Annotated in this window: 22 protein-coding genes and 1 pseudogene; 10 read left to right on the forward strand and 13 right to left on the reverse strand. The window is 65.3% G+C overall.

Annotated elements, in window-relative coordinates; genetic code table 11:
• The first annotated feature begins 19 nt into the window (after positions 1 to 19).
• The gene (locus G6N36_RS29715; RefSeq protein ID WP_235689937.1) at positions 20 to 166 is read left to right on the forward strand and encodes a hypothetical protein; all 147 of its coding nucleotides are present in this window, start codon (positions 20 to 22) and stop codon (positions 164 to 166) included.
• Between the two features lie 578 nt (positions 167 to 744).
• Here G6N36_RS29715 and G6N36_RS01535 read toward each other — a convergent pair.
• From G6N36_RS01535 to G6N36_RS01570, 8 genes are all read right to left on the reverse strand, one after another.
• Complete coding sequence (locus tag G6N36_RS01535; protein ID WP_235689938.1) at positions 745 to 1,296, reverse strand: DUF8832 domain-containing protein; 552 nt, start codon at positions 1,294 to 1,296, stop codon at positions 745 to 747.
• A gap of 106 nt (positions 1,297 to 1,402) precedes the next feature.
• Positions 1,403 to 1,624 carry a heavy-metal-associated domain-containing protein gene (locus tag G6N36_RS01540; RefSeq protein ID WP_179964692.1) on the reverse strand — a complete coding sequence of 74 codons (222 nt, stop codon included), beginning with the start codon at positions 1,622 to 1,624 and terminating at the stop codon, positions 1,403 to 1,405.
• Positions 1,625 to 2,024: 400 nt separating this feature from the next.
• The gene (locus tag G6N36_RS01545) at positions 2,025 to 3,044 is read right to left on the reverse strand and encodes a L,D-transpeptidase (RefSeq protein ID WP_163684372.1); all 1,020 of its coding nucleotides are present in this window, start codon (positions 3,042 to 3,044) and stop codon (positions 2,025 to 2,027) included.
• A gap of 622 nt (positions 3,045 to 3,666) precedes the next feature.
• Positions 3,667 to 3,813, reverse strand: coding sequence for a hypothetical protein (locus G6N36_RS01550; RefSeq protein WP_163684374.1), 147 nt, complete (start codon positions 3,811 to 3,813; stop codon positions 3,667 to 3,669).
• Positions 3,814 to 4,153: 340 nt separating this feature from the next.
• Complete coding sequence (locus tag G6N36_RS01555; RefSeq protein WP_163684376.1) at positions 4,154 to 4,402, reverse strand: hypothetical protein; 249 nt, start codon at positions 4,400 to 4,402, stop codon at positions 4,154 to 4,156.
• A gap of 18 nt (positions 4,403 to 4,420) precedes the next feature.
• Positions 4,421 to 5,269, reverse strand: a complete 849-nt coding sequence (locus G6N36_RS01560) for a F510_1955 family glycosylhydrolase (protein ID WP_163684378.1) — start codon at positions 5,267 to 5,269, stop codon at positions 4,421 to 4,423.
• A gap of 90 nt (positions 5,270 to 5,359) precedes the next feature.
• Positions 5,360 to 6,580 (reverse strand): L,D-transpeptidase, encoded by a 1,221-nt coding sequence (locus tag G6N36_RS01565; protein WP_163684379.1) that lies wholly within the window; start codon positions 6,578 to 6,580, stop codon positions 5,360 to 5,362.
• Between the two features lie 806 nt (positions 6,581 to 7,386).
• Entirely contained in the window at positions 7,387 to 7,533 is a 147-nt protein-coding gene (locus G6N36_RS01570; protein ID WP_163683889.1) for a hypothetical protein, read from the reverse strand.
• Between the two features lie 443 nt (positions 7,534 to 7,976).
• Between G6N36_RS01570 and ripC the strand changes: the two genes are divergently transcribed.
• A complete protein-coding gene (gene ripC / locus G6N36_RS01580; RefSeq protein WP_163684381.1) occupies positions 7,977 to 9,089 on the forward strand; it encodes a peptidoglycan hydrolase RipC in 1,113 nt (370 codons plus the stop codon).
• 11 nt (positions 9,090 to 9,100) lie between these two features.
• Here the strand turns inward: ripC and G6N36_RS01585 are convergent, their stop codons facing one another.
• Complete coding sequence (locus G6N36_RS01585) at positions 9,101 to 9,895, reverse strand: alpha/beta fold hydrolase (protein WP_163684383.1); 795 nt, start codon at positions 9,893 to 9,895, stop codon at positions 9,101 to 9,103.
• A 199-nt stretch (positions 9,896 to 10,094) separates the two neighbouring features.
• Between G6N36_RS01585 and G6N36_RS01590 the strand changes: the two are divergent.
• The 3 genes and pseudogenes from G6N36_RS01590 to G6N36_RS01600 all read left to right on the forward strand — a co-directional run.
• Positions 10,095 to 10,238 (forward strand): annotated as a pseudogene (locus G6N36_RS01590) (class I SAM-dependent methyltransferase); the annotation flags it as partial.
• Between the two features lie 133 nt (positions 10,239 to 10,371).
• Entirely contained in the window at positions 10,372 to 10,560 is a 189-nt protein-coding gene (locus G6N36_RS01595) for a hypothetical protein (RefSeq protein ID WP_163684384.1), read from the forward strand.
• Positions 10,561 to 10,762: 202 nt separating this feature from the next.
• The gene (locus G6N36_RS01600) at positions 10,763 to 11,416 is read left to right on the forward strand and encodes a DUF305 domain-containing protein (protein WP_179964693.1); all 654 of its coding nucleotides are present in this window, start codon (positions 10,763 to 10,765) and stop codon (positions 11,414 to 11,416) included.
• A 143-nt stretch (positions 11,417 to 11,559) separates the two neighbouring features.
• Here the strand turns inward: G6N36_RS01600 and G6N36_RS01605 are convergent, their stop codons facing one another.
• On the reverse strand, positions 11,560 to 12,735 hold the full coding sequence (locus G6N36_RS01605; protein WP_163690304.1) for a sensor histidine kinase: 1,176 nt from the start codon (positions 12,733 to 12,735) through the stop codon (positions 11,560 to 11,562).
• Positions 12,735 to 13,478 carry a response regulator gene (locus tag G6N36_RS01610; protein WP_197746623.1) on the reverse strand — a complete coding sequence of 248 codons (744 nt, stop codon included), beginning with the start codon at positions 13,476 to 13,478 and terminating at the stop codon, positions 12,735 to 12,737. Before G6N36_RS01610 ends, G6N36_RS01605 begins: the two co-directional genes overlap by 1 nt.
• Positions 13,479 to 13,829: 351 nt before the next feature.
• Between G6N36_RS01610 and G6N36_RS01615 the strand changes: the two genes are divergently transcribed.
• Positions 13,830 to 15,347: a multicopper oxidase family protein gene (locus tag G6N36_RS01615; protein ID WP_163690305.1), complete on the forward strand. Its 1,518-nt coding sequence runs from the start codon at positions 13,830 to 13,832 to the stop codon at positions 15,345 to 15,347.
• A gap of 113 nt (positions 15,348 to 15,460) precedes the next feature.
• On the opposite strand, the gene ripA is transcribed toward G6N36_RS01615, so the two are convergent.
• Both ripA and G6N36_RS01625 read right to left on the reverse strand, forming a co-directional pair.
• A complete protein-coding gene (gene ripA, locus G6N36_RS01620) occupies positions 15,461 to 16,873 on the reverse strand; it encodes an NlpC/P60 family peptidoglycan endopeptidase RipA (protein WP_163684390.1) in 1,413 nt (470 codons plus the stop codon).
• 492 nt (positions 16,874 to 17,365) lie between these two features.
• A complete protein-coding gene (locus G6N36_RS01625; protein WP_179964694.1) occupies positions 17,366 to 17,776 on the reverse strand; it encodes a cupin domain-containing protein in 411 nt (136 codons plus the stop codon).
• 242 nt (positions 17,777 to 18,018) lie between these two features.
• Here G6N36_RS01625 and G6N36_RS01630 point away from each other — a divergent pair, with 242 nt between their 5' ends.
• Genes G6N36_RS01630 through G6N36_RS01645 form a run of 4 tightly spaced genes read left to right on the forward strand, consistent with a single transcriptional unit; the run spans position 18,019 to position 20,466 of the window.
• Positions 18,019 to 18,516, forward strand: a complete 498-nt coding sequence (locus G6N36_RS01630) for a hypothetical protein (protein ID WP_163684393.1) — start codon at positions 18,019 to 18,021, stop codon at positions 18,514 to 18,516.
• Positions 18,517 to 18,533: 17 nt separating this feature from the next.
• The gene (locus tag G6N36_RS01635) at positions 18,534 to 19,139 is read left to right on the forward strand and encodes a TlpA family protein disulfide reductase (RefSeq protein ID WP_235689940.1); all 606 of its coding nucleotides are present in this window, start codon (positions 18,534 to 18,536) and stop codon (positions 19,137 to 19,139) included.
• Entirely contained in the window at positions 19,139 to 19,564 is a 426-nt protein-coding gene (locus tag G6N36_RS01640) for a BlaI/MecI/CopY family transcriptional regulator (protein WP_163684396.1), read from the forward strand. The genes G6N36_RS01635 and G6N36_RS01640 overlap by 1 nt, the downstream gene beginning before the upstream one ends.
• Complete coding sequence (locus G6N36_RS01645) at positions 19,561 to 20,466, forward strand: M56 family metallopeptidase (protein WP_235689941.1); 906 nt, start codon at positions 19,561 to 19,563, stop codon at positions 20,464 to 20,466. Before G6N36_RS01640 ends, G6N36_RS01645 begins: the two co-directional genes overlap by 4 nt.
• Positions 20,467 to 20,622: the final 156 nt, after the last annotated feature.

Consider the following 20,622-nt stretch of genomic DNA (forward strand, 5'->3'; position numbering starts at 1 on the left):
CGCATGGCGCGGATGCGCCGTGGCGGCGGCCGATATGCGGTGCGACGCTTCGACACGGGGCCTGCGGCGCGAACGGTCGGTGGCGTTGCGTGAAGCGGTGCGCCACGGCTGGGATGACGCTGCGGTGCAGGCGGTGCTGCTGGGTGGTCAGCCCACCTTGTGGTGAGATCCGTCAGTGCCCGTTGAAGGTCGGTGAGCATGTGGTCGGATGTGGCGAGCTGGGCGGTGTGGGGCGCGGTGTCGCAGCGGCGAGCTGAAGGCGCTGAGAGGGTGCGGCAGTGGGGGATTGGCCGCGGGCGCTTAGCCGCGCTGCAGGAGCACCGCGTCGCGTGGCGGAGTCACAGTTCTGGCGTCGAACCACACAGGCACCGCAGAGACGTCGGCTGCGCGGCCCAGCGGACGCGGTGCTGGCCGATCGTTTCGCGACGTCCCTGACCGCTGATGTAGACGCGTAGCGGGTCGCTCTAGCTCAGGAGCTTGCAACAGCGCCGCGAAAAACGTGATCGACGATTTACGGCTAGGATCGGAGGACCAGAAGGACGCGTTTCACCGGCAGTCTTCATGGATACGAATATTATCCACGATTTCGTAATCCTCAGGCGTTGTCATTGGCCGTGGACGTGCGTGCATAGCGAGTGTGATTCTGGGCGCCGACGTAATCAGAGATTCGCATGCTTCCACGGTGACCGGCGCGCCCCGAGCGAAACCGACAGCGTTAGCTTCGATGAGCTGCCCGCCGACAAATCACCGGTCAGGGTGACGGTGTAGTCGTCGACCGTCGTGGTCTTCGACGACGGCGGCAGTGCCTGCCATTGGTAGTCGCCGGTCACGACACATCGGTGCCCAGCGTGAGATCTTCGGCGCCGGCAGTTTGAAGTCGGCGAACAACCGCCACGGCCCCGCCGACAAGTCCAGGTGTGTGTGCCAGGGGCCGGACGCCTCGAGAGCGGGGTGGACGTGCTGGAACCCGGTCATGTCGCGACGGACGGCGATCAAATGCAGGTCTTTGGCGTGTGTCGTCTCGTAGTTGGTGACCGGCTGGCCGTCGGGCCCCCTGATCCGGAACGTCACGCCAACGTTTTTGCCGGACGGCAACGACGTTGCTTTCGGGAGGAATGTGTGGCCGCCGTCGGTCTCGGTCAGTCCTGTTGGACTGGTATCGGCCATCGTCGCCGCAGGCTCGCTACCGCCGGACACCACTGGGGCGTGAGCCGCACCGGACTCTGCCGGCGGGCCGACGGGTGTGGTTGACGTTTCGCCATGAACATCGTGCTCGACGCTCTCAGTGCGGGGCACCCAACGAGCCGGCGGCGTTGCCGACCGCGATCGCGCCGCCGAACACAGCCGCGAGTACCACGGCGGAACCGCCGAGCTTGATCGACGTGTTCATGAAGTCTTCTCCTTAAGTGGCGGCATCGGAGCCGGCGACGGGGTAGCCGGCCGACTCGACTGCAGCGCGAAATGCGGACTGATCCATGGGTGCGGCGCTGGTCACCGCTACCTGACCGCTGGCCAGATCGACCGCAACGTCGCGAACGCCGTCGATTTCGCTGAGTTCCCCGCTGACTCTGCGGACGCAGCCTCCGCAGCGCATCTCTGCGACGTTGAAAGTCGTTGCGCTCAATATGATTTGCTCAATCGATCCATCAACCGCCACGGCTGTACCGATCGCTCGCATATACGCCGCGCAGATCATGCATGCCATACCCCCTAGGGTATGTAAGGATGCTTGAGTGGTGCCCGTCCGCAACCCCGAACTCCGATCGTCGAGCGGGTCGCTGCGGTCGCCCATGGATGTCCGCTCGAGGGACGCGGCAAGATATGACGCTGCTCTGGATGCCTGGATAGTGTCCGCGCGGCCGATCCGGTGTGCCGCGCGCACGTAGAATCCGACCTCCGCACCCGCATTTCGCTTGGCCCGGAATAGCGTCGGGGCCGACTACAACACGCGGCCGTCACGGTCCAAAAGCATTGGCAGCACGATATTGCTGGATCGCGGCAGAGGTGAGGACGCGGACGTCGGCTCAGAAGATCTGCCAGTCCGAGGCGCCGTCGGGCTGGTTGTAGAGGCCGCCCGTGGTGTTCTTGATCACGACGGGGTCGCCGCTGCCAAAGTTGTCGAAGAACCATTGCGCGTTGGCCGGGCTGAGATTGATGCAGCCGTGGCTGACGTTCTCCTCACCCTGCGAGCCGACCGACCACGGCGCGCTGTGCACGAAGATGCCGCTGTTGTCGATGCGGACGGCGTCCTGGACCTTGAGCTTGTAGCCCTCCGCGGAGTCGACCGGCACGCCATAGGTCGAGGAATCCATCACCATGTCGGCGAACTTCTCCAGCACGTAGTAGGTCCCGTTCTTGGTGTCGTAACCCTTCTTGCCCAATGACACCGGGAACGTCTTTTCCAACTTCCCGTTCCGGTGGATCTGCATCTGGTGCGTCTTGTCATCGATCGTGGCCACCAGCGACTCGCCGGTGCGGAAACTGGACTTGGCGCCGCTTGCGTCGATGTTGACGGTGGCGTTCGCGGGCCAGAAGTCCTGGGGCCGCCACCGCACCTGGGTGTCGCTCGTCCAGTAGAACCGGCCGGGCACCGGCGGGTTCGACGAGATGTGGATCGCCTGCTCGGCCATTGCCCGGTCGGCGATCGGTCGGGCGAAGTTTATGTAGATCGGTTTTGCGACGCCCACCATCGACCCGTTGACCGGGTTGAACGACGGCGGCGCGAAAACCGGCTCCCCGACGTACGGCGTCGGGTTCTGCCCCACGGGGGTGCCCTCCGGAACCGGCTGAGGCGTCGCCGCCAACGTTGCCGGCAGGAATGGATTCGGTGGCGGGGGCGCGAGCGGATCCGCCGGCGGAGGTGGCGGCGGGAAAACGAACGGATCCGCCGGCAATGGGGTCGCGGCCGCCGGATCGAGGGGCCCCGGATGCGGTGGTGGGACATCGGGTTGTGCCAGCGCAGATGGGTTGCCAAGCGCCAGACCTGCAACCAGCCCGGCCGCGATCAAGGCTGTGATCAGCCTGCCCCTGGTCTGCTTGCGCATTGCTCACCTCCGGTCACACGAACTCTTGTTTGAGTGTCACCCGGCGTGTAGGCGAGGTCCCTCAGCAACAGTCTACTGTGTACGTACATGGCCAGTAGGTCAGACGGCATGATCGCCTCTTCGGCGGCAGGCCACACCGAGCTGTGTAATGCCCACTATGTTTGACGGGATGCTGCGCGCCCAGACGGCGAGCTCCACGCGGGGCGACACTGCGCGGGAGTTTCTGACGCACAATAGGTCCAGCACATCCAATTTGGCTGTACGGTAACGAAACGATGGGGTCATCGGCGAAAGCGCGTCGGCGTGTCAGGCTGCAGAACATGAATGTGATTCCGGTCCAGCATGTTTGGGCGGCGACGTCGCTGAGGTAGAGGAGCATACCGCACACAGGGTCGGTTTCGCGGTTCGAACGGTTCGGGACATTCCGGCGGACTCCGACAAGACAGATGGGGGATTATCCCCTTGAGTCGCTGCGGGGGGCAAAGCAGCGAAGTCCATGTCCGGTTGAACGTCTGGCGGCGTCTGAAGGATCGTCGGTAATCAGAAACTGGCCTGCGGCGCCGGCCGACGCTACCCGTGCCGCGAGATTGACTGTGCCGCCGACATAATCGCCTTCACGGGATCAGACCGTGCCGCTGTGCGCGCCGATGTGCAGCGCCGGGGACTGTAGTTCGGCGTCGCCGAAACGGTCCACCGCCAAGCCGAACGCGATGGCGTGGGCGGCTTGGGCGTCCAGCAGTGGGTTGCCGAGGCCCTCGCTGGCTGCCATCAGAGCTGGGCCGGTAAGCCCCTGGGCGCGGAAGCGTTCATGGATGTCTTCGTGATGGTGCGCACGATGGCGTCGGCCAGGCGATCGGTGGCATCAGAAGACGCGGATCAGCTACATCAGAGCATCTCTCGGCATCCCCAGTGCCAGCGCTTTGACAGGTACGTCCAAAGCCGCGACGTCAGATTCTGTTCCGGCGCCGACGTCGTCCCACTCCCAGGCTCTCGGCCAGCTCACTGATCACTGCGTCGCCGAGACCTAGCTTCAGGGCGAGGCCGACGAGGTTCACTGTGGCATGCCTTCGGGGACCAGTTCGTCGAAAATGCCCAACAGATCGCCCTGGCTACGCTCGCGGACGCCAGGTGGTCTTCGCTGACGCCGCGCTGCGCGCGAACTGGATCAGTCGCAGCCGGTGCCGTGAGTCGGGTTCGAACTGTCCATCCGGTTGTCGGTGCAGCAGGCCGGCATCGGCGTACCCACGGATGTGGGCCTCGGTTTCGCCGGCGAGCGCTGCGAGCTTGTCCAGACTCCAGGGCACCGATCCGGCAAGCGTGGGGTTGGTGCGATGGCCGTGTTCGGGGCGTGTGCTCACTGCGCGGCTTGGTCGAGTTCATTGCGCCTCGAAGGCATAGAAGGCCTCGAACGTCGTTCCGTTGTCGGTCGAGCGGTGTATCTCCGATTCGGTTGCGACGAACACTTGTCCGCCACCCGCAGCGAGCACAGCCTGCGGTCGCTGGCCCAAAGCATGCTTCGCCTGCCACGTCGCGCCGGAATCCTCGCTGACATACACCGTCCCGATGGCATTGACCCCGATCACTGGGCCGTCGTCGGGCCAGCTTAGGAATACCAGTTGAGCTTGAGCGCCGACTGGTGTGAACGTCTTTGCTTGGTCGATGCTGCGTGCCAGTCCATCGGCGGTCGCCGCCAGGATCTCGTTCGCATTCTGGGGTGAGACCGCGATGTCGATTGCGCTGATGGCGGCGCGTCGATCCCACGTGCGCTTGTCTGGGCTCACCATGACGGTTCGGCTTCCGCTGTCGAGTCCGTAGACGATGCCGTGCCGGTAATCGAGCGAATGGAAATCGGCCTGGCCCTTCATCGATAGCGAGGACCACGACTGTCCGCCGTTGATGCTCTCAATCAACCCGAGATTCGGTGGATCATCTCGGTCGTCTTCGCCGGGATGTCCGCTGCCGAGAAAGTGGTCGGGTCCGGCGACGGTGAAGCCCATGAAGTCCTGCACGATGTCGCCGACAAGTTCGGGTTCACGCTCGTTGGCGAGCCGGTATACGCCGTAGTGCGTCCCGGCATACAGCGCGCCGTCGGCTCGATTGACGCCGAGGCCGTGGATGTGGGCCAGACCCCTGGTGTCGCGCTGGCTCAAGGTGGTGGCGCTGCTCGAGCACGCGCCAGCCGACAGCACCGTTACGCCGAGCAGGGCAATCAGCGTAGACCGCATGCTCTCCTCGTTTCATGCCCGCAACTCGCCGCTAGGAACCTGATCGTTGTCGTCCGGCGCGCCGTGTTCGTGCCCATACAGTCGGCGGCGTCAGAGGTTTGCGTTGCCCGCCCGCCACTGCTCCCAGGGGATGTTCCAGTCCCCGAGACCGTCGGTACCCGACAGCGTCGGGCCTAGCGTGTTGACGACCTCGACGATGTCGCCGCGTTTGGTGTTGTCGTAGAACCAGATCGCATTGGCCGGGCTGACGTTGAGGCAGCCGTGGCTCACATTGGTGCTGCCCTGGCTGCCCGTCGACCACGGTGCCGAGTGCACATAGATACCGCTGTAGGACATCTGCGTGGCCCAATCCACCTCGAGGCGGTACCCCTCTGGCGAATTGACGGGCACACCGTAGGTCGAGGAGTCCATGATCAGGTGTGAATACCGGTCACCGATGATGTAGGCGCCGTTGTCAGTGGGCGTGCTGTCCTTGCCCATGGATAGAGGCATGGTTCTAACGACTTCACCGTTGCGCCGCACGGTCAGCGTCTTGGTGTTGTCGTCGGCGGTGGCGATGACCACGTCGCCAATGGTGAACCGCGTGGTGATGTCCTCCTGGCCAAAAAGGCCGTCACCGAGATCCACACCGTAAGTGTTGGCCGCCACCTCGACCGTGGTGCCTGGCTTCCAGTATTCGGCTGGGCGCCAACGCACTTCGCGGCTGTTGAGCCAGTAGAACGCACCTTCGACCTTCGGGTTGGTGGTCACCGTGATGGCGTTCTGCGCCGCTAATCGATTGGGGATGTCCTCATCGAAGCGGACCGCGATGGGCTGTCCTATACCGACCACTTCACCCTCATTGGGCATGACGTAGGGCATCGTCAGGTTCTCGGGTGACTGCGTCTGAAACGTCATGCTGTTGCGCGCAACGCCGCTGAGTCCGAGCGCCTCGGCGGTCAGCGTGTATTCCTTGTTGTAGCCCAGCGGCTCGGCCGTTGCCCAGGTCAGTCCGTCGGGGCTCATCTGGCCGTCGACCGGATCGCCCTCTTCGTTGACCATGGTGACCGCGCCCAGAACGCCCTCACCAGCGCTCACAGTCACGGGGGAATCCACCGGAACGCCGACGTCGCCGTCGGTTACCGACGACTGCAGCGTGGGCACCAGCAGGTCGCTGAACGGGTCGCCCTTGTCCGTGATCACGTGAGGCGACGGTGCTACCGCGTTGCTGCTGCAGGCGCTGAGCGCCAACGCCACAGTGGAAGCCACCGCAAAACCGATCAGGCCGAACCGATATCTACGCCGTCCGGTCACCGAATCAGACCGCAGCATTTCACTTCCCCCTTCTGTCCTCCCGCTCGAAGTAAGCGGCAGGCGCCGAGCTCCTGTCATCGCCACCATCGTCGCGCTTGCCAACTCGGCCATGGTCACCTCCAGAGTTGCTGCCCCGTATATGGCTCAACTAGTCGTTCGTTAAAGATTCGGTAAAGTCTTGCCAGATGGGCCGCTGCCTGCGCCGAATGTTGACTCCGCTGATGTTGAGCCGACCCAGCGTCTACTATCTGCGTACGTACATACTAGCGGTCTTCGATACACAGCAGGCCGGTTGAAAGCCCGTCGTCGCTAGGCGGATTAGTGTGCGAGTTCGCGGCGGCTCGTCGTCAAGTGGCCTCCTGTCGATCCGCCGAACATCTCGCGTTGATTCGTGCAGAAGAGCTGGGCCCCACTGCGGCCGTGGCAGAGGGTCCAGCTACTACTATGAAGGATAGTATGTAACGGAACCGTATGCCTGAGGGAGCTCATATGGGTAGCGGTTCACTGCTTCGTGTTGTGTATGACGCAGTGGGGGAGTGGCGATGAGGAGAAAAGTTCTAGTGCGCCGACTCACGCCGGGCGGTGAAGTGCGGTGATTGCGGCCGACTACTGAATTGCCTGGGCGAACATAGATCCTGGGAGGCGGACGGCGCTCGCCAAAACCTGCTCCCGGGCGGCGCGCGACGCTGACCGCCTGCCCTTCAAACCGTTGCGCTGATCAGGATCGCAGCCCTGCTGGCACATGCGAGCGAGGGTCGACCGCGACTTCACTGAACAGCTGGTCTATGCAAACGACGCCGACGCGGTGATAAGGATCCTGACGATTACCAGACCAAATCCTCTTCGCCATTGACACCCAGCAGTGCCCCGGAGCGCAGAGCTTGATGAAACAGCTGGGCGCGATTCCCGCACAGCTCGCGTTGCGCGATGTCGTGTCGAGCGATGTCGAGGTCCACAGGTGAAACTGCCACCGAGCGCTCGACGCTGGGCGGAGCATGCTGTCATGGCGGCCACGGGTCGCGGTGTCGGGGACGCTGTCCACCGCGGCCCGGCGGTAAGCAGCATGTGGGAATCGACCCAGACGGGCAGGTACTGGAGTCAGCCAGCAGCTACGGCTAGGTCGGCGTTCATTCACTGCGCACCCGCGGCATGTCGCCGTACCTGGTAGGCATCATCGAATCCTGAACTGTGTTTATCCGACACACACAGTTCAGTCGCCATGGCCAGTAGCGATTGGGTCGCGGCGTGGCGTTGTCGTTGCCGCCGCGCCTATCGCTCTGTTGGTGGCTTGAGACCAGAAGTGCTCTGCCCGAGTTGTCCGTTCGCATAGACAATGTCGATGCCATTTCGTAACCTATTCGAGATCTACGTACTTTCACCGGACTTCGGCCATCGCAGTTAAGGATCGTCCGTCTTGAAACTCGCCCGCGCACATCGAACGGTTCACTCGTTGAAGCGGTGGCTTTTCGGAGCCGTTGCGGCTGTGGCGGTGGTGGGCTCGATGGTGGCCGGCAATGTCAGCGCCGATCCGGCCACCGATGCGCTGGCCAGGCTTAACGAGTTGTCCCGCACGGCCGAACAGACCACCGAGGCCATGCACTCGGCACAGTTGGACTTGGACGCCAAACTGGCCGCGCAGCAAGCGGCTGAGGAGCGCAAGGCCGCCGATCAGGCGGCACTGGAATCGGCCAGGGCAGAATTGAGTAAGTATCAAGGCGTCGTCGATGAGGTGGCGGCGACGATGTACATGGGTGGTCGCGCCGATGGACTGACGGTGATATTGACCGCCGACTCGCCGCAACAGCTGATCGATCAACTTTCGGTGGAGCGGGCGATGGGCACCGAGATGGCCGACCAGATGCGGGCCTTCCAGAAGGCCAACGAGCGGGCGGTCGTGGCGACGCGGGCGTCAACGGCGTCGGTTGAAGCAGCGCGTTCGGCGGCGGAGCAGGCGGCGGCGGTGCGCGCGGAGTTGCAGTCCAAACAGAGTGAGCTGCAGCGTCGAATCGCCGCGGTCCAGGCGCAGTACGAAGCCTTGACTCCTGATCAGCGCACTGCGTTGGCCGATCCGGGCCCGCCACCCCCGCCATTACCGGCTACGCCGGCCCCGGCTGACCCGGCGATTATCGCCATGCCCGGCCAGCCGCCCGTCGAGAGCGCAGTGCCGCCGGCGGCGCCCAGCGGCGAGGGGACTGCTGTGGTGCAGGCAGCGTTGTCGCGCGTGGGCTCGCCGTATTCGTGGGGCGCGACCGGGCCGAATGCCTTTGACTGCTCGGGGCTCATCAAGTGGGCCTTTTTGCAGAATGGAAAGTCGCTACCGCGTTCGAGCCAGGCGCTGGCCCAGGGAGGTCAACCGGTGGCGGTCTCGGACCTTCAACCTGGTGACATCGTGACGTTCTACTCGGACGTGTCTCATGCCGGTATCTATATCGGCGACGGGATGATGGTGCACGCCTCGACGTACGGCACACCGGTGAAGGTGGCGCCCATCGGGAACGCTCCGATCCACAATGCGCGCCGCTATTAGCAGTGCGATGGTCAGCCGCTGAAGAAGTCGGCGGTGCGCTGAGTCCAGGTTTTGACGTCGTCGACGGTGCGGGCGATGTGCAGTGTCGAGTTCGGGATTAACTGCGCGAGTCGCTGTGCGGTGGACACCGGATGCAGCGCGTCGGTGTCCCACGCAAGTATCAGGGTGGGATGCGGCAGTGAGGCCAGCTTCGCGGGCTCAGGCAGGTCGGACAGTCCCGCTCCGCGCAGCGCTGACGACACCACGACATCGTCAACGTCCGGAGTGAACTTGCCCTGCGGATACTCGGCGAAAATCGGTAGCGACGGCGCGTCAGCCCACTGTCGGCGCCACGCGGCGGCGCCGATATCGTCGATGAGATCAGCTGTGTCGAAGTACCACTGCCGGAGCTGGTGGGGGCCTGACTCCCATGCCACGGGAGGAATGAGAAGAGCCAGTCGCCTGAATCGGTGGGGAGCGGTCAGCGCCGCGTACAGTGCCGCGGCTGCTCCCAGGGAGGAGCCGGCGAAGTCGATCGGTTCGTCGATGCCGGCGGCGTCGAGGAGATCGAGAAGATCGTCGGCAGCTTGTTCGAAGCGGTAGTCGGCAGGTTTCGACCGGCCGGTGGAGCGTCCGTGCCCGCGCTGGTCGTAGGCGAGCAGTCGGCGATCTGCAGCGATGGCGTCGATATCGAACAGGCCCAACTCCCGCACAGCCGCCCTGCTGAGCAGAATGCCATGGGCATAGCCGAATGGCCGTCCGTCGCCCCTTACCTCATAGGCGATCGTGACCTCGTCCGGTGTGGTGTATAGCGCTTCGGCCACCATCGAACCCTCCCTATAGGATACCCCTATAGGGTATATCTTGCCGCCGGAACGGGTACGGCGGCCTCAGAGCGGCAGTCGGGTGGTGAGGAGGAATGGCCGACGCAAGTCCCAAACAGCGGTGAGGCCAGGCGCAAGTACCGCGGTCTGGCGGAGGCTTACGACAAACCGATCCGGTTGATCGCACCGATGCGGCGTCGCGTCAGAACTTCTGCGTCTACAGCCGTGCGATCAGGTGTTGGACACGGGGTGTGGCACCGGCGCCAGCTTCGCAGCTTTGCGTGAGGCGGTTGGGCCGACCGGTCGCGTGACAGGCGAGGAGATGGCCGCCGTGGCACGCAGGTGAATCGACGATCAAGGTTGGGACAACGTCGAGGTTGTGGTCGGAGATTCCACGGTGGTCCCGTTCCTCACCGGGGTCGATGCCGTCTTGTTCTTCCTCGTGCATGACCTGACGCGCCTACCTAGGGCTGTGGAACGTGCCGCGGCCGCGGGCGCCCAGGCGCTCGAGTTGTGGCTTCGGCGCAGTGCGCGCCACCCACCGCATGGCATTTCCGGTCAACGTGGTCGTCAAGACCATCGCCCGCCGCTACATGACGACGCTTGAGGGCTTCGACGCACCGTGGAGCCATCTGACGGAATTCGTTACGGATGTATGGGTCCGCTGAGCGCTGGTCGGGAGCGCCTACGTCGCGGCGGGACGCATAACCCGAGAGCCCGACGAGACGTGTCCGCGACACCAGGCGACATCGAGAAGATTCACAACGCAGTCAACGGTCTTTACCGATTCTTCATCGAATATGGAGCCGACCCTTAGGTCCTGGCTACACGCTGGTATGCGCGTCACGATGAAAGGAAATTCGCGTGCAAATGAACCGGTTAGTTGGCATCGCCGCTGCTGCGATCGCAGCCACGGCGGTTTTGGGTGCCTGTAGCAACGATTCGGCGAGCAACCACGATATGTCGTCGATGACGACGTCGGCGGTGGGGTCGCCTCCATCGACATCGGCCGGCGGCGATACGCGGGCGCAGGCCCACAACGACGCGGATGCCATGTTCGCGCAGGGGATGATCCCGCATCATCAGCAGGCGATTGAGATGAGCGACATGCTGTTGGCCAAGCAGGGAATAGACCCCGGCGTGGTGTCGCTGGCCAACCAGATCAAGGCGGCTCAGGGTCCCGAGATCGAGCAGATGCGGGGCTGGCTGGCCGATTGGGGTGTGGCCACGACGACCGCTCCGGGTGGGGGCATGCCGGGCATGCCGGGCCATGACATGGGCGATATGGGCGGCCAGGGCATGATGTCCGAGCAGGACATGGCCGATCTGCGCGACGCCCAAGGTGTGGACGCCAGCAGGTTGTTCCTAACGCAGATGATCGAGCACCACAAAGGCGCGATCACCATGGCGCAGACCGAGGTCGACGGTGGAAAATTCGCGCCCGCGGTCGAGATGGCACGGTCGATCATCACCTCGCAGCAGAAGGAAATCGACACGATGCAGCAGATGCTCACCTCCTTGTAGGCCGTAGAGCTGTTGGGCCTAGGTGTCCCCGTGCCGGTATTGACTGCCGGTGCGGGGCGCCCAACGAGTGAGCGCCATGGCAAGTTGTAGCAAGGCAGAATGTGCGCGATCGCTATCGAAGAGCACCCGCCACCGGCGCGCTGTCATCGGGTACGTGAACGTTCCTTATGCCTGGGCGGCGGTGCTGGCGTGCGCGGCGGCGACGCAGCGCGGAGCGGAAGCGCAATGGTGACCGTTGTCCCGGTTCCCGGGCCCTGACTGCTGGCGCTGATCTGGCCGCCGTGGGCCTCGACGAGCGCCTTTGCGATGGCCAGGCCAAGCCCCGAGCCGCCGTGGTCGCGGGCGCGCGCCGCATCGGCACGGTACAACCGTTCGAACACACGCGGGAGGTGCTCGGCAGCGATGCCCTCGCCAGTGTCAGTGACGCGCAGCAGGAGTCGGTGACCATCGGTGTGGGCGTACACGTCGACCTGCCCGTGCGGGGGTGTGTGCCGTAGCGCGTTGTCGAGCAGGTTGGCCAGCACCTGGGTTAGTCGCTGGCCGTCGCCCCGCAACGGTGGCAGCTGGGTGGAGGGCAGATGCGTCGACAACGTCACCTGTTTGGTCCGGTAGCGCTCGCTGATTGCGGCCGAGGTCCGGGCGATAAGTGCGGCGATGTCGATGTCGGCGAACGCCATCGAGGTGGAGCTTTCCTCAGCCTGCGCCAGGGCCGCAACGTCCTCAGCGAAGCGCACCAGGCGCTGAGTCTGGTCGCGCAGCATCGCGGTGGTGTCGGGCGAAAGAGACCGAACGCCGTCCTCGATGGCCTCGATGTAGGCCTGCAGAACCGCTACGGGCGTACGGATTTCGTGGGCGAGGTCACCGAACAGTTGGCGGCGTGTTGCGTCGACGGCCTGCAGCTGGGCTGCCATTTGGTTGAACCCGCCTGCCAGCGAGTCGAAGTCCTCACCGAGATGCGGCGGTGATACCCGGATGTCATAGCGGCCCTCGGCGACGGCGGTGGCCGCCGAGGCCACTTCAGTGATGGAGCGCTGCAGTCTGCGGCTGATGTACCAGCTGACCGCGAACGCGGTTACGGCCGAAACCGCAACAGCGCCGCCGACCGATAACACTGTGGCGTACTGGTAGGCCTCTTCGGCGTGGAACTGCTCGGCGGAACCGGCGGAAACGCCGGCTCGGTGCAGGTGTTCACGAAACAGCGGCGGCCCGACGATCGCGGCGACAACCCAGGTGGTGATCGCGCCGGCCAGCAACACCATGGTTTGGGCGATCAGCAGTCGCATGCCGATACCGGGCCGGCGGCGCATCGGCGAGCCCATCACTGCCCGCTTCCCATGCGGTATCCCACCCCACGAACGGTGATGACGTAGCGCGGCGCGCCCGGATCATCACCCAGCTTGCGTCGCACATGCCCGACATGGACATCAACGAGGTGTTCGTTACCGACCCAGGGTCCCTCACGCACCGTCTCGAGCAACTGACGCCGGCTCAACACCACGCCCGGACGCGCTGACAAGGCGGCGAGAATGTCAAATTCGGTGCGGGTCAACAGAATCGGTTCACCCTGCAGGGACACTTCACGCGCCGCCACATCGATACGCAGCGGCCCAAAGCACAACGGAGCCGCCTCATCGGCGCCGCGGTCGGGTGCAGCGCGGGGGCGCCGCAGCATCGCGCGGATTCGGGCCACCAGCTCCCGCGGACTGAAAGGTTTGGCGACGTAATCATCGGCACCAACGGTGAGCCCCACGATCGTGTCCATCTCGGTGTCGCGGGCGGTGAGCATGACTACGTAGGCGTCGGAGAAGGTGCGCAGCTTGCGGCACACCTCCAACCCATCCATGCCCGGTAGCCCCAGGTCGAGAACCACTACGTCGGGATCAAAGTCGCGGGCCACGGTGACAGCATCGGGACCGTTGTCAACGATGCGGGTGGCGAAGTGCTCGCGGGTGAGATAGCTCGCCACGACCTCGGCCAGCGCCGCTTCATCATCAACGACGAGTGCCCGATAGCCTCGCGCAGCGCCACCGGAGGGCGCTGATGTGTTGTTCATGGCCTTCATCGTGCCCGGTGAGCGCGACGTGTTGACGCCCCGCACCATTCTTCAACGAATCTTCACACGACCCTTATCGGCTCGCCGGTGTGCCGCCTTCATGGTGGTGAGCGAAGGAGAACGATATGGGTATGGGATGGGCGCCCGCGGCGTTCGAAACCGCCGGCGACTGGCACCTCTGGCTGGCGCTGACCGGTGTAGTGGTGTTGTGCTGGGGGCTCGTCGTTGCCGCCACAGCGACATTGTTCGGTCGCCCGGCCGGCGGGCGCCACGGTCGCCCCCTGGAAGCAGCCCGTCATGCGGGTGCTGCCGGCAGTAAAAAGCCACTGGATCACCATGCACCGCAAGCGGGCATCGGCAATGGTTGACATGCACGGACGCGGACAGTGGAGCCGACGCAGCTTCCTTACCGCTACCGCAGCCGCCAGCGTCACACTAGCGGCGTGCGCGCGCGACAGTAGCGTCGTCGTGCCCAACAACGCGATTGCCGACGCTGAGGCGCGCCGCCCGCACAGCGGGCGCACGGTATCGGCCACGCTGACCGCCGATCGAGCGCGGGTAGACCTTGGCGGCACCGTCGCCGAGACGGTCTCCTACAACGGCACGGTTCCCGGGCCGCTGGTGCGCGCGTCGGTGGGCGACGAGCTGGCTGTCACGGTGCGCAACCGGCTTGATCGCACCACGTCGGTGCACTGGCACGGCATCGCCTTGCGCAACGACATGGACGGGGCATCACCGGCAACACCGGACATCGTCGCCGGCAGTGACTTCACCTACCGGTTCTCGGTTCCGCATCCGGGCACCTATTGGGCACACCCCCACACCGGTCTGGACGCCGACACCGGCTTGTACTTCCCGGTTATCGTCGACGATCCGAACGAGCCGGGCAGCTATGACGCCGAATGGGTGGTCATGCTGGATGACTGGACAGACGGAGTGGGATCCAGCCCGGCCCAGATCTATGACGGGCTGCGCAATTCTCCGGGCGGACACAACATGCCCGGGATGGACATGCCGGGCATGTCGGGCATGGGCACCGTTCCGGGGGTCGGCGGAGCGGGAACCAGCACGCTGCTCGGTGGCGACGCCGGGGATGTCAGTTACCCCTACTATATGGTCAACGGACGTATTCCGCAGGCGCCCAGTACCTTTCGAGTCAAGCCTGGTCATCGTGTGCGGATCCGGTTGATCAACTCCGGCTCCGACACGGCGTTTCGGGTCGCGTTGGCCGGGCACAAGCTGACGGTGACCCACACCGACGGGTTTGCGGTGGTGCCGACCGACGTTGACGCAGTGCTGATAGGCATGGGGGAGCGCTACGACGTGGTGGTCACCGCCGGCGACGGAGTGTTCCCGCTGGTTGCCGCCGCGGAAGGCAAGAACGCATCGGCACGTGCACTGTTGGTGAGCGGCTCGGGTACACCGCCGGCCACCGACTACGTACCTCCCGAGCTGCAGGGGCGTGTTGGCACCGTTGCGACGTTCGCGGCTGCGCCGGGTGCGGCGTTGCCGAAGGCGCGCGCCGACGCCGACCTCCCGGCCGAACTGGGTGGGGGGATGATGAACTATGACTGGTCGATCAACGGCATGCCGTTCTCCACCACCCGGCCGCTGGAAGTGCATCAGGGCCAACGCATTACGTTGTCCTTCAGGAACACCTCGATGATGTGGCACCCGATGCATCTGCACGGTCACACTTTCGAGGTGCTCACGGCCGATGGGCGCCCAGGCGCGCGCAAAGACACCGTGATCGTGCTGCCGATGCAGCAGCTGCGGGTCACGTTTGACGCCGACAACCCGGGAGAGTGGATGCTGCACTGCCACAACACCTACCACCAGGAGGCGGGCATGATGACCAGCCTCAACTACATCGGCTGAGTCCAGCCGGAGGTGACCGGTAACGCGTCTCGCAGCCTGCGACCGCGGTGAACGGGTAGTCCAGTCGGGCACTGAGTCGCCGGGGCCCCGCCGGTCGGTCCATCTCGCAAGAGTCAGTACTCGATGAGCCGGGTGACGTAGGGCGTCATGCCGCTGGTGCGCACCGGCGAGATCTTGACCACCGACCCGGTGTAGGGCGCTTCGAGCATCTGCCCGTCGCCCAGGTACATTGCTTCGTGCTGGCTTGCGTTGGGGCCGTAGAAGATCAGATCGCCGCGGCGCATTTGTGACGACGGAATTTTGCGTCCGGCGTTGTACTGTGAGCCGGAGTAGTGGTCCAGCTTGATGCCGACCCCGGCAAAGGCATACAGATATAGGCCAGAACAGTCGAATCCGACGGTGTTGGCGCCCTGATCGATTCCGCGCGAGGGGCCGTTGGCGTTGCCGCCGCCCCATGAGTAGGGCACGCCCAGTTGTGACATGGCGCGGCGGATCACTAACTCGGATGCCTGGCGGCCGTACACCCGCGGGATGCGCCCGTTGGTGATACCGGGATCGGCGGGTGCAGACGCTTGGGGCAGGATCCCCAGTTGGGTGAGGAACTTTCGGCCCATGTCGGCGGTCAGCTGCGCTGAGGTTGCCGAGATCTGCAGCACCGCGTTGACGATGGCGACGGGATCGCCGGCCACGTTGGCGCTGGGGACCATCGGCAGGGTGGTGTCCCACTGACTGGTGTTGGTCGGTGCCGGCGTCCCCGCCGGGCCCGGGGAATCCCACCGGTCCGGGGTCGGCGAGGCGGCGATCGCCGGCGTGGCGGTTGGTGGGGGCGCAGGACGGGCGGCGTCGAGGCGCGCCTGGGCGGCGCGACGCTCGGCGACCAGCTGATCGACTTCGGCCTGCTGGGCACCGAACTGCTGCTGCGCCTGGGTCAGCGCGCTCACCGCGGCCTGTTGGCTTCGCTCAGCGTCGGCGGCCGCCTCATCGGCGCGCTGCTGGGCAGCCCGCGCCGCCGAGGCGCGATTCGTCTGCGCGGTGCGGGCGCGCTGCAGATCAGTCAGGGCGTTGCGGGCGCTGAGCGTCAAGGCCTGGTCGGCACTGACAGTAGAAATGATGTCTTCGGGGCTGGACGCGAACAGCAGCGCCTGCGATGGGCCGTTAACGTAAGTCGCAGCGGCGAAGTCATCGAAGCGCCGCTGTGCGGCGGTGATCGCCGCGTTAGCGTCGGTCAGCGCTTGCTCGCTGGATTCTACGTCGCGGCGCGCGGACGCCGCGGCGTCACGGGCATTCGTCACTTCCACCAACGCTTTGTTCACACCTTCCTGCAGGCCCTGTATCTCAGCGCCGATATCGGTGACACGCTGTTGGGTCTCAGCGAGGGCGGCGACCAAGGTGGAGACCTCGGAGCCTCCGGAGTGGACGGTTCCGTCGTGGGAGGCGTGTGCCGTGCCCCCACCGAAGGTAAGCACCGTTGCGCTGATGGCGACCGCAGCCGTGAGGCGCGTGACGGGGTGGCGTCCAAGCCTCATCAAAGATCTCCCTCAGCGGGGTGCGCGGGCGCGTCACCATTGCAGGTCGGTCGGGACTCTCCGGGCACATCTACGGACTCTCAGTACGCAGCCATATAGTACGTACACGCAACGTACATCACTGCAGTCCCACAGGAAACATGCGACACAGTCTCATTGTCGTAACAGTCTCTTCGCGAACGCTTCCGGACGACGTTGAGCCACCTTGCTGTCATCGGGGGCGGCGTAGGCCCCTCTCGCCTACCGCTAGATGCGTTGCCGCAGCAGCTATGCCGCGACGTTTCATGCCCTCCGGGAAATACTGTGTATCAACTACGTAGTAGTAGATGGTGTCGGCTTCTCACCGCGGGTGATAGCGCCGTACCGCTACGACCTGCGCGTGTCGAATTCGCCTCATGAGGGCGGTAGGTAGGGTCGTCTAGGTAGTGCGAACTCCTTCGACGTCTGCATTCAACCGACCGTCCGTCCAAAGTCAGTCGTCGCTGACAACGTTCACGGTTTCGGTACGCGCCGCGCCTTGCGCCGCTCCAACTCTGCGTCGTCGACGAGTTCAAGCATCGGCTGTCCGGGCACGCACATCATTGTCACGACGAAGCGACTGGGAGTATCGGTGCGATTGTTGCCGTCTTGGTAGTGGATTACGTCGCCGCCTGGTTCCCAGAAGGCCTCTCCGGCGCGAATCACCCGCGGCGGTTCGCCTTCGAGCTCGAAGAGCATCTCGCCCTCGAGCATGTAGCCGAATGCGGGCCCGCTCGGGTGCCTGTGCGGAGGTGCGCCCGGGTCGCCCGGCGGGTATTCGACGACAACTGTCATCGCTGCCGCGTTCTCCGGGATGAACGGCGGCCGCACATCCTGCACGACCGTTAAGGCCGTCTTCCAGGCCTCGCTCGTAGTTTTCGACATCGTCGTTCCTCTCTTCATGGATTCCGTGATCGACTGGTGAATCCAGTCTCGGGCAGATGGCCGCTAGTCGACCCCCTTGGAAGTGCGTAGTCAATCCGTAGTGCGCGGCGGCTCTTCCCGACCCGATGCGATGTTGTTGCGCCGCGGAGCTGCCGGAGTCAGCGGCGCATCGATTTCCTACTATGTCAGTTAGTACTAAGCTGGAGAATGTTTCGTGGCAAGGCGTCGAGGGTGGTGGATAAATGATGGTGGGCCGGCTGATCTGGCGGCCACTGGTCGTCGCCGTAGCGGCCGCGGCGCTGGTCGCGCTGGCGGTGGGTATCCCTAGCGCGCTGGTGGTCAATCCGATTTTCGTGCGCATGACCCCCGCGCCGTGGTGGAGCTATGCCGTGTGGGTGCTGACCGCGGTGCTCAGCGGGGTGTTAGCGGCCACCTATGTAGGTCGCCCCGCCGCAGCGTCCTCGTTCCCACGACGCGCCGGCATCCTCGCCAACATCGGGTCTCTGCTGGCGGTGGGCTGCCCGGTGTGCAACAAGCTCGTGGTGGCCGCGATCGGAGTCAGTGGGGCACTGGGCGTCTGGGCGCCGCTGCAGTCGCTGATCGCGGCCGCCGCGCTGGTGCTGTTGGGTTGGGCGCTGCGGCGGCGGCTGGTGGCACTGCGATCCTGCCCCGCTGTCGGCGGGGTGCCAGCGTCGGCGCCGGCGACGTTGGCGCCGGCTGCGCCAGAGCGTGAGCGCTAAGAGTGCGGGGTCGACCGTTGGCCGTACTTGTCGCCGCTGCGGCCGCCACGATCGCAGGTGTGCTCGTGAGCCACGACCCACCGGCGGGGCGGGGGCTGCCATCTCACGATGTCGCGGCCGACGCACTGCCGGCAGGCACCGAGGCCGGGGCCAGCGCGGTTCCTTGTCCGCTGCCGGCGCCCGGTAGCGCGCCGGTGCCGACATTGGCCGGCGCGAAGGCCCGCTGCCTCGGGTCCTCGCAGCCGGTGGATGTCGGTGCCGCGGTGGCCGGTGCGCCGACAGTGCTGAATTTGTGGGCCTCGTGGTGCGCGCCGTGCCGCGAGGAGATGCCGGTGCTCGACGCCTATGCGGCGACGCCCGGGGCGGTGCGGGTTGTGGGTGTCAATGTGCGCGACCGCCCGTCCTCGGCGGCGTCGCTGGTCCGCGCGTTACAAATCGGCTATCCCTCATTCACCGACGCTGATGAGGTGGCCGGCGCGTTGGTGGCGCCGCCGCTGCTGCCGCTGAGTTACGTTGTCGGTACCGACGGTTCAGTGCGCCGCCTGCAGGATGTGCTGGTGTTTCGCGATGTCGCTCAGGTCACCGAATCGGTGGCCGCTGCGCTGCGGGAAAGGCAGGAATGATGACAGCCCGCGAATCGGCCGGCCGGGCTGCGCGCCGCAAGCCGCCGCGCCAGCGCCGGCCGTTGCCCGGGCTGGGCGAGTTGGAGGCTGCGATTATGGAGGTGGTCTGGGCCGCTCATGACGCGGTGCGGGTCCGTGATGTGCTGGACAGCCTCGAACCCGACCGCCAGCCCGCCTATACGACGGTGATGACCGTGATGGACAACCTGCACCGCAAGGGATGGTTGAGCCGCGAGCTCGACGGCCGCGCCTATAGCTATCGCGCCACCCGCGACCGCCTTCAGGCGGCCACCGATGCGCTGCGCGAGTTGCTCGCTGACAGCGGCGACCCGGCCGAAGCGCTGCTGCACTTCGCGAGAAGCGCGACCCACGCCGAATCGCAGGCGATGACTCGCGGCCTAAGAGAACGGGACCGTCGGCGGTGACTGTGGTGGTGTGGTGGACGGTTGGCGGCATTGCTATTGGTGTCCTCGCGCCGCCGATACTGCGTGCCCTGATGCGCCGCGGAACCGACGCCGCGGTGCTGTTGGTGGTCTGGGGGGTGCTGGTGTGCCTGACGCTGTCCGCGGTCGCGCTGCCAGCGTTGGCCGAATTGCTGCACCGCTGCTGGCTGGCGTTGCATGCCGGTGCACCCGGTCCCCTCGACACCGTCGCGGGCGCCCTCAGCGCCGTCGCGCTGATCGTTGCCGTGATACGCGGTGGCTGGCGGGTCGGTCGGACCAGCCGGCATCGGCGCCGCTTGCACGACAAACACGCGGAGTTGGCCTGGCTGCTGACCGGTAGCGGCCCACGGAGCGGCACGGTGCTGTGGTTACCCGCCACGGAGCCGCTGGCCTACAGCCTGGCTGGTGATCCGCCGCTGGTGGTGATGAGCACTGGATTGCGGCAGTGCTTGGACGGGGTTTCGGTCAACGCTGTTGCGGCCCACGAGCACGCTCACGTGCGGCGACGCCACCACCTGTTGATCACCGTCGCGCAGGCCGCTGCTGCGGGCCTTGGATGGCTGCCGCTGATGCGGCATTCACCGTCGCTGGTGCGCACCCTGGTGGAACTGGACGCTGACGCGGTCGCCGCCCACACGCACGGCCATCACGGCCTACGCCGAGCGCTGCAGACATTGCAGACCGCCCCTGCGCCGGCAGCCGCGCTGGGCATTGTCGGCGACTGCACCCAGCTACGACTGGCCCGTCTCGACGGGCGCAGCTCGTCCTACTCACGCCGCTTCTCCGACTCCACCGCCGGATGTGGCGCGGCGCTAGTGCTGGGCATGACGATGCTATTGACCTTCACCGCGCTCATCGGACTGGCGTCCTGCACCGGGGGATAACGGCTAGTTCTGGAAATGATTGCGTTGTTGACAGCTTGGGCTCCTGATGGAAGGAGCCGTATGGCTAAATGTGTTTGGAGTGAACACGATCGGTTCAGGCGAAGCGAATCGCGCCTGGCGGGTGCTGCTTCACCCTGAGAAGCCGGCGGAAACGTC

The sequence above is a fragment of the Mycolicibacterium gadium genome (assembly GCF_010728925.1).
Lineage (GTDB): Bacteria > Actinomycetota > Actinomycetes > Mycobacteriales > Mycobacteriaceae > Mycobacterium > Mycobacterium gadium.